Origin of the sequence: Methylobacterium sp. J-090 (assembly GCF_022829345.1) — a bacterium.
Lineage (GTDB): Bacteria > Pseudomonadota > Alphaproteobacteria > Rhizobiales > Beijerinckiaceae > Methylobacterium.
Map to the genome: position 1 here is coordinate 1 of NZ_JAKSXV010000013.1, position 12898 is coordinate 12898.

The following is a 12898-nucleotide window of genomic DNA, read 5'->3' on the forward strand; positions in this document are numbered from 1 at the left end:
CCAGCCGCCTGCGCCAGAGGTCCTCATCTGGCCAACCGAACCGAGCGGATCAGTGCCGTCCGCTCGCCCTGCCATCGTCACGCGACCGACGATGCACTAACTTCGAACATGGGCCACCGAACGGGGGCAGGCCAGTCGCCGGAGCAGGTCGCGGCAGAGCAGGACCGCGACAGGGCGGCTAAAGCGCAGTTCTACGACACGCCCGTACAGGAGCCGTCGGCCCTCCTGCCGCCGGTGCCTACATCGACCGGTCTGTTCGATTGGATCAAACGCTTTTTCCGAAGGGGGAGGTAGAGCGATGGCGAACCCAGGCAGTCAAACGGGCGGTCCCGACCGCAAGCGGATCGCAATGTTCCTCGATGGGACGTGGAACACCGTAGGCGACAATACCAACGTTTGGCGGTTGAAGGCGCTGTGCGCTGCGCGCAGCGACGACGGGGCACAACAGGTCGTCTACTACAGCAAGGGCGTTGGGACGACATTTGGCGAGAAAGTCCGCGGCGGCATGCTCGGCTACGGCCTCGATCGGGCGGTCATTGACGCCTATCAGTGGCTCGTGGAAGCCTACGAGCCCGACGATGAAATCTTTATCTTCGGATTCAGCCGGGGGGCCTACACCGCCCGTAGCTTGGCAGGCTTCATTTCAAAATGCGGGCTCCTCCGCCCCGGTGCAGCGCTCGGGGTCGCACAGCTCTTCGAGCGCTATCGCAAGGATGACACGGTCCCAACGATCCGCAAACTTGCCGAGATGTCCACGGCGGCAACAGCGACGCTCACGCTCGAAGAGCGGTGGATGCTCGCGGAGGCGATACCAGCGCCGATCAAGGTGGTCGGAGTATGGGACACCGTCGGCGCTCTGGGCATTCCCTTCGGCAACATCCCTGGCCTCAGCCGTTCGGGTTTCAAGTTCCTACACACGGGCCTACGTCTGCCGATCGAGAACGCCTATCACGCGATTGCCGTCGATGAGCACCGCCAATCGTTCGCACCGACGCTCTGGACCAAGAAAATTCGCGACGGCGTACCGGCGAGCGAGATGGCGGCCCCGCGGCCTATCGAGAGTGTGGAGCAACGCTGGTTCGTCGGGGCGCACGCCAACGTCGGCGGCGGCTGCCGCAGCGACCTTCTCGCGCAGCGACCTCTCCAGTGGCTGATGCAGAAGGCGGAACGGCAAGGCCTCGCACTCCGCGGCACCGTCGAACCGGGCGCGGACATGCTGCACGCGGCGATATCTGACAGCTTTCGCGAGTTCGCCTGGGGGCTTTACGCGAAGGCGAAACTCGACCGCCCGTTTTACCGGATCGTCGGCGAACCGCCGCGGCCGTTCCCGGGCGGCCACGACGAGATCGTCAATGAGACGATCGATGCGTCCATATTCGACCGCTGGCGCACCGACGCTAGCTATCGGCCAAGAAATTTATCGGACTGGGCGAGACGCTATGGAGTCGATCCGGCGGCACTCGTCCAACCGGTCCTGGCTCACGAGCCGTCACGTGCGGTACCGCTGTAGGGAGCATGTTAAGACGAGCGGCCGTGGCTGGGGTTCGCGTCGGGCTTATCTCAACGGGATTATAGCCTACAATCCAAAACTTTATCACCTTCGGTACCGACGGCCCCAGCCCATTGACACGGGTGCTTACCCTTGCGCGACACGGAGATCTGCACGATGCCCGGCGGAATAGCGTATATTGACCTTTCCGACGCTGGATAAGATCGACCGTTAATAGTTACAATATAGTCGCGCGGCGGTAGCGGGCGGACTTTAATTTGGATGTTTGCCAGCGCGTCCAGGAAACCGCCCACGGATGCACGTACAGTGTCGCTGGGCGTCCGTTTGGGCTCAAGATTGCCCGCTTTAGGGCGAACGTCGACACCTGCGTTTACCCCGTGCCCCATCGTCCCGCCGGTGTTGTTACCGGCAACCAAACCGCCCAGAACGCCCTCGAAGGACGCCCCTGGGCCGAGGCCACCCAGGGCAGGCGTCAACCCGCGATACGCTTCGAGGGCCTCCTCCGTGAGTACGATGCCCTTGCGCAGGGCATCGTAACGGAGTTGCGCTTCAGAATTATCCGCGCGAACGGCATCCATCGCTGACACCGCCTGAGTGCATGCGAGTATCAAGCTACCAACTGCGGAGAGTACCCCGGTCTTAATCATCCCCGCAATCTCCCGTCTCGCCTGGCATCCTTCGGACTTCGGTCGCAACGACGGCGAAAAGCATCAGCATCAACGTCCCGAGACCTAGGATGAACATTGAGAACGCGGATCGATAAATCTCTGTCATCCTCGGCTCGCGCACAAGATTTGGACACTCGTTTAGCCATCCATTGGCGACGCCGAGCCGCCACCATGCTCCGAACAGCGCCGACTGGGTGAAGCATAACAATGCGGTGACGAATATCGTTTTCATCCACCGCGGCATCTCAACGCCGGTTTTAAGGCCGAGCAGCAAAGCACCGCCGACGCCTACGATGCCGACAGAAAGCTTGATACCTAATTCAACATTGCTGTCCAACGCGGTCAACGCCTTGTCGAAATAGTCTCCGGACATCCCCCGGATACAAACTCCGTAATCAGCAGCCAGCACGCCGAACCAAGTCAAGCCAGATACGAACGCAGCCGATAGAAGAATGCCCACTGCCACGGTGCCTGTCACGATGCGCCCAACGCATGTTGCCGTCACCTTGCCCCTCGTTCTATAGCTCTACACCCTCCATAGAATGCGTCAGCGAGTTATCACAGCCGTGCATTGCCGGCGAGCCCTATGCGCCACTCGCAGTCCAACAGGCTGCCCGATCAACACCCGATCCATTTCGGATTTGGTACGTGCTGCATCACTTCATCGCCGCTGGGATGTGAGGAGAAGCTTCAATAGAGTAGGCTCTCGTCGCCGACGCCGACCGGCCGAACAGCGCCCAAAACGCAATCACTCATGGTTTATAATGCACCTATTCAAAATAAATATGCTTTTCAATATGGATCGCTCGTCAAAAAATGCTACGAAAACCGTACTCCTCCACGTTGAATCATAGGTATCGTATCCAGCGACATAGAGATAGTTTTGGAATTCGTCCGGTCGGACGGCGGCGAATGCGTTCTCGATAGCATGGTCAGGTCGGCGGCTGTTCGCGCTGCGGCCGTCCGGAGGACGGCTTTCAGCTTGGCAAAGACCTGCTTGATGGGATTGAAGTCCGGGCTGTAGGAGGGGGGACAGCAGTCACGCGCCGGCCGGACACTTCGAAGAACCGCGTAATCGAGGGGGGGCTGCTGGTTTGACGACGGCCGCAGCCTTGGAGGGCTTGGACTGGCGATCTGGCAGTCTGGCGGTGGTCGTGAAGGCCTCATGAGCCCATCCCGAGGTTGCCTCAGGCCGCCACCGCCCGGCCTTCGATCCAGAGGAAGCGCTTGAGGTTGTGGGCAAGGTTGGCGAGGCCGATCTTAGTTCGGGCTCGGGCCAGACCGATCATGTGCCGAACAAGCCGACGCAGTGCTTCTGGCCGGCAAACACCGTCTCGACGGTAGAGCGAACCTTGAAGCGGACGCGGTTGGCATTGCGCTGCGACGGCGTCAGGTCGTTGCCGGGCTGCCGTTGGCAGTGGAGCTTCGAACGCCGGCCATGATTGGCGAGATGGGCTTCGTTAGTTATCGAGCGGTAGGCGGTATCGGCCCAAACGTCGCTCGCCGTGTTGGCCGGATCGAGAACGTTCGCCAGTTGCGCCCCATCGTCGGTGGCCGCGCTGGTGACGGTGAAACGGCGGAAGAACCCGTGCTCCCGGTCGATCGAGACGTGGGTCTTGTAGCCGAACATCGGAACGGCGATCTCGACCTTGGCCTTCGTGCCGTCTGCCTTCGCGGGCCGCGCTTTGGCCCGCTTCAGCGTCCAGCGAGCATCACTGTCCCTCTGCGCAAGCTTTTTTGGTTTGGCCGCCATTGCGTCTAGGATTTTGTCCTCCCTGAGAGTTGCCTTCTCCGCATCGGTGTTGCGCTGGGGCGGAGCCGCGATGACCGAGGCGTCGATGATCTGGCCCGACATCGCAAGATAGCCCTTGCCCTTCAGCCAGCCATCGAAGGTGGCAAACAGCTCGTCGATCGCCCCGGCCCGGGTCAGGTGTACCCGAACAGCCACGCCGTCTCGGCGTCGGGCACCCTATCCTCGAAGCCAAGACCGAGGAAGCGCATGAAGGAGAGCCTGTCCCGGATCAGGAACTCCGTGACGTCGTCCGACAACGTGTCAAGCGTCTGAAGGACGAGGATCTTGCGCATCATCACCGGATCGTAGGGCAGGCGGCCGCCCTTCGACCCAGCGGATCGCTTCCCCGCGGTCGCCAGCTTCGGCCGGAACGCCCCGAAGTCGATCAGAGCTGCAAGCTTCACCAGCGGGTCGCCGTTCTCCGACAGGCGCGGATGGTGCTTATCAAGATCGAAGAACCCTGTCTGACCAATTCGAGCCTCCCCAACGCCGATAGCATCAGCGAATCACGGCAACGCCCCACATGGAAAAGGTATTTTGAGGTGTGCGATCGGTTGAGCTTCAGGCCTACAGCTCGGTTCGAGGCGAAATCCCAATCCACGGCGGGACGAAACCCCCTTCGTCGCACGCTGTTGGCAGAGTTCTTTAGCACTCAGCTAACGCCACCATTGCCCTATCCGCTTTCATTCAAATGGGGCTGGAAGGGACAGTCGCATGCGTCGCTTCGAGTTCAGTTGCATATTGTCAGAGGCCCATCGGCTCTGACTGCCCATTCACACAATTGTGGGGTATTGCAATTGAAATTTTTCGGACTATGACCACCTAGGATTGACGTTCGCGTACCCATCGACTATTCCGAATCACCAAACCTGTCAAAAAATGCCTATAGACATTCAAATTAGGATTTAAGCTAATGGTAAGCAAACACGAGTAACAGTGCCTTCCATGTGAGCTCGCTTAAAGCTCTGCTGATGATATACCTGTTACGGAAATTTTACCATGACTGTTGCGCCTTCAGATACATATGTTCACGTGAGTGAAGATAAGATCCATCCGTTACCAAAGGACTCTGAACATTCGATTTTTGATTCACCTAGCTATCATAGGATGCGCTCTGGTGAATCGGAGGTAACAATGAAGTTTTCCTCCAATGGTTCGGGCGAGGGAGACAATAGTCCTCGTGATGTATATGATGCCTTAAGCATTATTCGCCGCTAATATCACTGATTTTTAGTCGAAAAAGGTGGGGTAACCCGCCTTTTTTGGTTTGGACATGTTGTTTTACAATGAACACGCCACAGCTCACTAGAAACATCTTTAACGACATGACATCTCTGAAAGGCTTTTCGAAAGCCGTTCAAGATTATTACATTTATTTGGTCGATGGGACAGGCATAAAATTAACGTTTGATGACAGACGTATGGCGTATGCCCACGAGTTTTGGAACGATGATATCAATGCTTTGCCACGTAGGATGAAATCCGGCGATCCTGATCATTTTAAGAAATCAGGATTTCTTGCTTTCTGGCTTCGCCGTGAGCCCCCTATCATGTGTTGGGATGACAGGGGTGTAGAGTACGATAGTCTGCCTAAGAGTATTGCTTTTCAAGTAGATTATTTAAAAACTTATGGCCGCGAATACGGGGCGTTTATGCTGGGTTACAGCATCTGCCGTCATTTCGAGAGCACAAGAAATGGAGGAGCCTACGACGGATCGCGGTATGATCTGACACAGAAATATGTTGATGACATGATGTTTTTTATGAAAAGAATGAATGTATCTCCGCATGCTCTGTTTATGATTTATGAGTCTCTATTTATGAGAACTCCAAAGTTCTAAGTCTCTGTAATCACAATAGCGCCAACATTAAGTCAGTTGGGCGGGCTTCTAGCATTCGTTCCAATCTATAAATCCAATCTATAAATGAGCCCACCGCCCAAATCGCCGAACTCGCATGCGAGAGCTTCGGTAGCCAAGTGATGTTTGGCAGCGAAGTGGCCGGTGGGCGCTCCCCGGCCATTGCGTTCCGCGCTGGATTTTTTCGATTGTTACATATGGTTGCGCGTCACAGCAATCGCAGTTCAACTCACCACCTTAGTATAGGGCGCACCACTGACCTCACCCGCTGGCGTTAAGTTCATTCAAGCAACCAGCCCTTAGTTGGCCAAGATTGAAAAAAATTTTGACGTACAGCCTACACAAATTGATATTCGAAAGAATTCTTGCGGCCTTAATATTACCAACGGTCATAAGATCTTCTTTGCTAACATTAAACAAGCTCGCGCGAATATTATAAAAGATTTCTTCTAGAATTAGAGTCACTTATCTACCTTCATGGTAGAACGCAGCCGGAGTAGAATTTGATAATGCGTTCATAGGTAGTGTTAGTGTTTACCTGCCGCTTGCCGAACTGCCAAAGCGATGCCCGCCCAATCGACATCCGACCCATGGCTAGCGATCGTCGAACGAAGATGATCTCGAACGACGCCGAGCACCGGCATCGGCACGCGAGATGCTGTCGCTGCCGCATCGACGAGGTTCATGTCCTTCAGCCCCAGGGGCGCAGCGAAGCCCGCGGGCCGAAACCGGTCCTCGACGAGCAACTCACCGTAGAGGCTGTAGACGGGAGCGTTGAAGATCGTCCCGGTCAGGACATCGAGCATGGCGCGGCGGTCGACGCCCCCAGCCTCCACCAGGGTCATCGCCTCCGCCATCGCCTCGACGGCGGCCATGATCATGAAGTTGCCGCCGAGTTTCACGAGGCTCGCCGCAGACGGCGATGCACCCACCCGGAACGTGCGCTGGCCAATGGCCTCAAACAGCGGCGCGCATCGATCGATGGCCTCGCCGTCTCCTGCCGCAACGACGAAGAGCTTCGCGGCCTGCGCCGCAGCCGGCCGGCCGAAGACCGGGGCGGATACGAACCCGGACCGCGCGGCGTGGTCTTTCGCCAGGCGTTCCACTAGCGGAATACCAATCGTGCTGTGCGAGACGTGTAAGGCTGGCGCACCGAGGATACCGTTCTCCCCGTAAACGACGGCTTCAACGGCTGCGTCGTCGGAGAGCATGCTCATGGCGACCTCGCCCTGAGCCGCCTCGGCGGGACTGGTGGCGAGGTGCGCGCCAGCCGCGACCAAATCCTTCGCCTTGTCAGCCGACCGGTTCCAGACGGTCAGATCGTGCCCGGCCTTCAACAGGTTCGCTGCGATGGCACTGCCCATCTGCCCGAGGCCGATGAATCCCACTCTCATGTCCGTCTCCGTACGGTTGGCTGGTTAGGTCAGCCCTCTTCCGACCGACGCCCATCACCAACCGACGCCGGTGGAGCAAGGTTCGCGGATCACTCGCCGCGAATTCTCAACCTCTCCATCTGCGCATCGCCAGTCAGCGGCAGCCCTGCCGCAAATCACTGGATTGAACGCACTCAACCGCGTCTCCGCGTTTGAGGCCCAGGGAGGCCGTCTCTTCGACGTCGGCCTCACCAAGGCAGGGTTTTCACATGGCTGCCGAACCGCAGGCGGCCTGTGGATAACGTGAGCGAACGCGCGACCGACCTTAAGGCTTGTGGGCGTTCGCCGGACAGAACATAACATGAACAAACGTAGCTGGTCCGGTGTTGCAACGTGAATGACGACGTCCCATCACGGCCCGATCTTGGAACAGCTCCGCGGCGCGATCGCGGGTCTCGAGCGTGGGCCTCGATCTGCCTCGCCGATGCGTCAGCCACTGCCGTTCGGCGTACCAGTGATCGATCGGCATCTGCCCGGCGGCGGCCTCCGTCTCGGGGCCTTGCACGAGATCGTTCCGGGCGGACCGGCGCACGAACATACGGCGGCCTGCATCTTGTTCACCGCTGGCATCCTCGCGCGGCTGCCAGGTTCGGTCCTGTGGTGCCTGTCATCGCGCGACCTGTTCGCACCGGGTCTCGCCAGGGCGGGCCTGCATCCCGATCGCGTTCTCTATGCCGAGACCTATCGCGAAGCCGATCTGATGCCGCTGATCGAGGAGGGGGTGCGATTTCCCGGTCTGGCTGGGGTCGTGGGCGACATCGTGCATCTTTCGCTGACGGCGTCGCGGCGGCTGCAGCTCGCCGCCGAGGAAACCGCCGTCCCCGTTTTCCTGCTCCGGCGGCCAACCCGAAAGGCCGAGGCCAGCGAGACGGCGAGTGCCGCCGTCACGCGCTGGCGGCTGAGCGCGCTGTCGTCACGAGCGCTGGCCTCGCCTGGGCTGGCGCGAGGCCTCTGGCAGGTCGAGCTCCTGCGCTGCCGCGGCGCGCCGGCCGGAACCGAGGCCTGTCGTTGGCAACTCGAGGCCTGCGATGAGACGGGTCATCTCGCTCTGGTTACCTACTTGGCCGACGGATCGCATCCGCAAGCGGAGTTCGACCGCGCCGCCGCGGGATAGTCCGCTCGTGACCGTGAGGCGCGAGGGAGCCACACGCGTGATCGCCAGCATCTGCCGGGCCGCGCGAGAGGCCGGCCTGCGCGCGGGCATGACGCTAACCCATGCCCAGGCGCTGATCCCGGATCTCGTTGTCGTCGATGCCCGTCCCGACGAGGACGCAGAGGCGCTCGCGCGGCTAGCGCTATGGTGCCTGTGGTGCGCGCCGCTCGTCGCACCGGATCCCCCGGACGGCCTCTGGATCGATGTGGCTGGCTCATCCCACCTGTTCGGCGGTGAAGCGGCCTTGCTGCGCTCGCTCACCGCGCGGCTGCGGGGCGGGGTCGGATGCCGCTCTAGCGGGCAAGCTCCGTACGACTGAAGTTGGCCGAAAGCCGCTGGTCCGCTTCGGAGGCACGGTCGTGGGTAAGTGGACGTTCGGCGGAACTCGGCTGAATGCCTGACATGGGATGGTGAACAGACGGCCGCGAACGACGATGTTGAATCGCTTCCAGATGGTCAGCGATGGGCTCGAGGTCCGCCACGAGTTCGATGTGCGCTTCCGCGCTAGGAGGCCTGAGCGCTGCCGATCAACTCTCGACCGCGCTCTGCCTGAGTCTTTTTGTCCACGGCCCCCTTACTCAGAGGATTGAGCCCAGCGACCAGTCGCAACAGCCGTCAGGTGATATTGTGTTTCCGTTTTGTCCCCAGCTTGGTAACGGCCGGTAATGCTCGGATGCAGCTGGACGATCGGAGCTTCCGCCGCAATCAGAGCATAGACTGGCCTTCACGCTTCCCGACACCCCGTGGTGACCTAACCGATGGACCAGACGCCTGAACGACCTATGCCGGCCTCGGCACAAAAGGAGCGATTGAAGGAGAAGGACGTCGCGAAGGCACTGAAGTCCTTCGATTGGCCCTGGTTCGAGCGACGTCTATCGTCTTTCGACTTCGATACGGACGCACTGTCCGAGCTTCTCGGTCACATCCGGCGAAGCGGCGACTTCGTCATCAGGAGGCCTAATGCCGGAAGGGATGCGGCCCGTGCCGCGTTCGTGGACGGGCTGGCCGTATTCCTTGGCGAGCGGCTCGGTGCCGGGGCATTCGAATCTCTCCATGCCGAGATCGACCTGACCCGTCGTATCGAGTCCGGCTATCACGAGATACTCCGTACCCAGGAGGCTACGGTGGCCGCGAAACTGCTTCCGGAGGTACAAGCCTCGGCGGCACTTTCGCGCGCAGCTCATACCTACGATCAACTCGCGAACGAGCTACTTTCATCCGGCCGCCGCCGAAGCCAACTGACTCTGCAATCGTTCCGGATCAAACGACCGGACGGCTCGTCTTTCTCGCCGGACAGTGTCCTGTCCGCACTCGTCGATATTGCTACCCGGACGATGCTGCTGCTCGGCTACGGTCACGGTTGGTTCGATGCCGAGCAGTTTCTCGTATTGCCCGAGCTGACGAAGGCGACGGACGATGAGATCTTCAAGGCCGGCCTGACTGATGTCCTGGCTGCCTCCTGGCGGCATTGGGAGAATATCGATCAGCGCTGTCGACACTTCGGCGGCGAACTCGCGACATTCGCAGGAACCGATCTACCTGATTGGGCCCCCGCAGGTGCAGAGCGTGCGGTCCAGTACGATTGGATTAGCGAAGCCGAACTGTTCGATCACTTCGCGAACCATCGTCTGAACGATCGAATGGTCCAGACCTTTCAGGAGATGTTGCTCAAGACAGGCGCGCAGTCCCGTGCGTCCGGCATCGCCGGACCGCTCGACTTGCCTCCAGGAGCTTTCGTCTCGGCCGAGGAGGCGCATGCGGACGTTTCTCTGAGTGAAATCCTTGGCTATCAGATCGTCGACGATCTGGAGCGGCCCGGCGGCCTCCGACTGGTCGAGTGGGTGCGCGGATACGCGACGCTGCGGCAATTCATGGAAGATCGCTACGCTCGGGGTGGCAGGGATGGCCTCTGCGTCACGGTCTCGCGCGATGACCTCGTGGCGGTTCTCGATCGCGTCGGGCTGAAGGACGGTGCCGCGCAGACCTTCGTCGATAACGTCTCGCTGCGCGCCTCGAGTCGAGACCTCTTCGATCATCCCGCGATCAGACTGGAGAACGGGTCCCTACTATTGTTCGGTCCGGGCATTCTGGACACCGATCCCGCCCGGGCCACTCTGTCGAGCATAGGTCATCGGCGGGAGCCCCTCGAGCGGAAAGGCGAGGCCTTCGAGAGCGAAATGCTCCGCTTCCTGCAGAAACAAGGCTTCGGTGCACAAACCCTCAAGTTCAAAGTCGGCGGCGAAGAGTATCAGTACGACGCTCTCGTTCCGTGGGGCGACCACGTTTTCGTGGTCGAGTGCAAGAACAAGACGCTGTCCGGCTTCAACGCCTCCTCCGCCTACTACTTCGCCCTGGAGATGACGTCGGCGATCAAGCAGGTAAGGCGGCTCGCAGAGGGGCTTCAGATCCATGCCGACACCGTGCTGAAGCGGGTAGGTATCGATGTGACCGGCAAGACCATCGTGCCTTGTGTCGTCAACTCGTTGCCTTACGCGATGAGCGGAAGCCGAGAGGGCGTCTTCGTCACCGACGCTTCCGGCCTTCAGCGCTTCTTCCAGGAGCCTTACCTCCATATCAACCGCCCGCATGCCCTGAAGCGCAAAGCTGCCACCGTGCTGCATCGCATCGCGGTGAAGAAACTCTGGGAGGGGGAGCGGCCAACCCCGGCAGACCTCCTGCGGTACTTGGAGGATCCGCCCCAGCTGCAGCTGGCGCGCGCGCATGTCGAGGTAGGCCGTCACGGCTTCGCTCTGGGAAATCGAAGCTTCGCTGCCGTGTCTCATCTCGTCTACAAGGAGATGACGGATGCCAGCGTCTCCAAAGCCTTCGGGGCGGACGGCAGATCGGTTCGGCGTGATGGCAGGATGTTTACCCGTGCCGTCCGAGCTGCGGAAAGGCAGGAGGAAGTGCGAACTATCCGGGACGCTGACAGGGCGTGGCGTGCGAAGCAACGGCGAAAGCCTACCGAGTTCGCCCGATAGCTGAAGCGTTTGAGTTCAGGGCGGACGCTCCTCAAGGATGGGTGACGCAGGCACGCGCCTCGTGAGAACCTGGACGTCGGAGAATCGGAGGAACTGCTACGTTCTCTGCAAAATCCGTCGGTCTCGCGGGACAGTGCGCGTCCCCCAGCATTCGACGCGTTTCCAGCGCGTCGTCGTAACCGTCGACCACATTCGGAATGCCGCATTGCGAAAGTTTCGGTCAGGTCCACTGTCCAATCAGGTACACGGACCAACAGTCAAATTCGGCAGTGCGGCGCTCGCATTCGTCTTGACGGCTTGTCTGTCGCCTGTCCGCACAGGTTCGAGATCACCTATGGCATGCGGGGTGGTCGGAGCGCCTGACCTCTGCCGTACATGTGTTTCGGCGTGCCAACTTTGACCCCGTGAGGCGGGGGATCGGCGTCCAATTCTGACCCCCTAACCTCGTTCTCGCAGACTGCCCTCCGGTACGGCCGGAAGGGTGGTGCAGGGGGATGAAGGGCGTGGATACGATTGCGCGCATCCGGCGCGAGTTCTTCACCCGTGGCCGCGCGATCAAGGACATCGTCCGCGACCTGCACGTCTCCCGCAACACGGTCCGGAAGGTCATCCGATCGGGGGCCACCGCCTTCGCCTACGAGCGTGAAGTGCAGCCGCTGCCCAAGCTCGGTCCGTGGCGCGACGATCTCGATCGGATATTGACCACCAACGCCGGCAGGTCTGATCGCGAGCGGCTGACGCTGATCCGGATCTACGAGGCGCTGCGCGGGCTCGGCTACGAGGGCGGCTACGATGCCGTTCGGCGCTATGCCAAAACCTGGAAGCGCGAGCGCGCCTCGGTTACGGCGCAGGCCTTCGTGCCGCTGTCGTTCGCCCCGGGCGAGGCCTACCAGTTCGACTGGAGCCACGAGATCGTGCTGATCGGCGGCGTGACCAGCACGGTCAAGGTCGCCCACGTCCGGCTCTGCCACTCGCGCATGCTGTTCGTGCGGGTCTATCCGCGCGAGAGCCAGGAGATGGTGTTCGACGCCCACGACCGGGCGTTCGCGTTCTTCCAAGGCATCTGCCAGCGCGGCATCTACGACAACATGAAGACCGCGGTGGAGACGATCTTCGTCGGGCGCGAGCGCGCCTATAACCGCCGCTTCCTGCAGATGTGCTCGCACTACCTCGTCGATCCGGTCGCCTGCACGCCGGCCTCGGGCTGGGAGAAGGGGCAGGTCGAGAACCAGGTCGGGCTGGTGCGCGAGCGCTTCTTCACCCCGCGTGTCCGGGTGAAGAGCTACGAGGAGCTGAACGCGCTCCTGCTCGATCAGGTGATCGCCTACGCCAAGGTGCATCCTCATCCCGAGGAGCGTGAGCACACCGTCTGGGAGCGGTTCGAGATCGAGCGGGCAGCCTTCGTTCCCTATGCCGGCCGCTTCGACGGCTTCCACGCCATCACCGCCTCGGTGTCCACGACCTGCCTCGTGCGCTTCGACAACAACCGTTACTCGGTCATG

Annotated in this window: 9 protein-coding genes and 2 pseudogenes; 6 read left to right on the forward strand and 5 right to left on the reverse strand. The window is 60.4% G+C overall.

The genetic code is table 11. The features are described 5' to 3' along the window. Positions 1-298: 298 nt before the first annotated feature. On the forward strand, positions 299-1510 hold the full coding sequence (locus MKK49_RS01170; RefSeq protein ID WP_244026221.1) for a DUF2235 domain-containing protein: 1212 nt from the start codon (positions 299-301) through the stop codon (positions 1508-1510). A 59-nt stretch (positions 1511-1569) separates the two neighbouring features. On the opposite strand, the gene MKK49_RS01175 is transcribed toward MKK49_RS01170, so the two are convergent. From MKK49_RS01175 to MKK49_RS01190, 4 genes and pseudogenes are all read right to left on the reverse strand, one after another. Continuing rightward, a complete protein-coding gene (locus tag MKK49_RS01175; protein WP_244026222.1) occupies positions 1570-2088 on the reverse strand; it encodes a hypothetical protein in 519 nt (172 codons plus the stop codon). A 61-nt stretch (positions 2089-2149) separates the two neighbouring features. Next, positions 2150-2644 (reverse strand): hypothetical protein, encoded by a 495-nt coding sequence (locus MKK49_RS01180; protein ID WP_244026224.1) that lies wholly within the window; start codon positions 2642-2644, stop codon positions 2150-2152. A gap of 390 nt (positions 2645-3034) precedes the next feature. Next, positions 3035-3207, reverse strand: a pseudogene (locus tag MKK49_RS24750) (IS630 family transposase); the annotation flags it as partial. A gap of 158 nt (positions 3208-3365) precedes the next feature. Beyond that, positions 3366-4464, reverse strand: a pseudogene (locus tag MKK49_RS01190) (IS5 family transposase). A gap of 792 nt (positions 4465-5256) precedes the next feature. On the opposite strand from MKK49_RS01190, the gene MKK49_RS01195 reads away from it, so the two are divergent. After that, positions 5257-5811 carry a hypothetical protein gene (locus tag MKK49_RS01195; RefSeq protein ID WP_244026226.1) on the forward strand — a complete coding sequence of 185 codons (555 nt, stop codon included), beginning with the start codon at positions 5257-5259 and terminating at the stop codon, positions 5809-5811. Between the two features lie 545 nt (positions 5812-6356). On the opposite strand, the gene MKK49_RS01200 is transcribed toward MKK49_RS01195, so the two are convergent. Beyond that, on the reverse strand, positions 6357-7223 hold the full coding sequence (locus tag MKK49_RS01200; protein ID WP_244026228.1) for an NAD(P)-dependent oxidoreductase: 867 nt from the start codon (positions 7221-7223) through the stop codon (positions 6357-6359). Between the two features lie 463 nt (positions 7224-7686). Here MKK49_RS01200 and MKK49_RS01205 point away from each other — a divergent pair, with 463 nt between their 5' ends. From MKK49_RS01205 to istA, 4 genes are all read left to right on the forward strand, one after another. After that, positions 7687-8376 (forward strand): ImuA family protein, encoded by a 690-nt coding sequence (locus MKK49_RS01205; protein ID WP_244026229.1) that lies wholly within the window; start codon positions 7687-7689, stop codon positions 8374-8376. Then, complete coding sequence (locus MKK49_RS01210) at positions 8291-8734, forward strand: DNA polymerase Y family protein (RefSeq protein ID WP_279595250.1); 444 nt, start codon at positions 8291-8293, stop codon at positions 8732-8734. Before MKK49_RS01205 ends, MKK49_RS01210 begins: the two co-directional genes overlap by 86 nt. A gap of 439 nt (positions 8735-9173) precedes the next feature. Further along, positions 9174-11396 (forward strand): nuclease-related domain-containing protein, encoded by a 2223-nt coding sequence (locus tag MKK49_RS01215; protein WP_244026231.1) that lies wholly within the window; start codon positions 9174-9176, stop codon positions 11394-11396. Positions 11397-11890: 494 nt separating this feature from the next. Next, positions 11891-12898, forward strand: a 1008-nt coding sequence (gene istA / locus MKK49_RS01220; protein ID WP_244026232.1) for an IS21 family transposase, incomplete at its 3' end; no start/stop codon positions are given.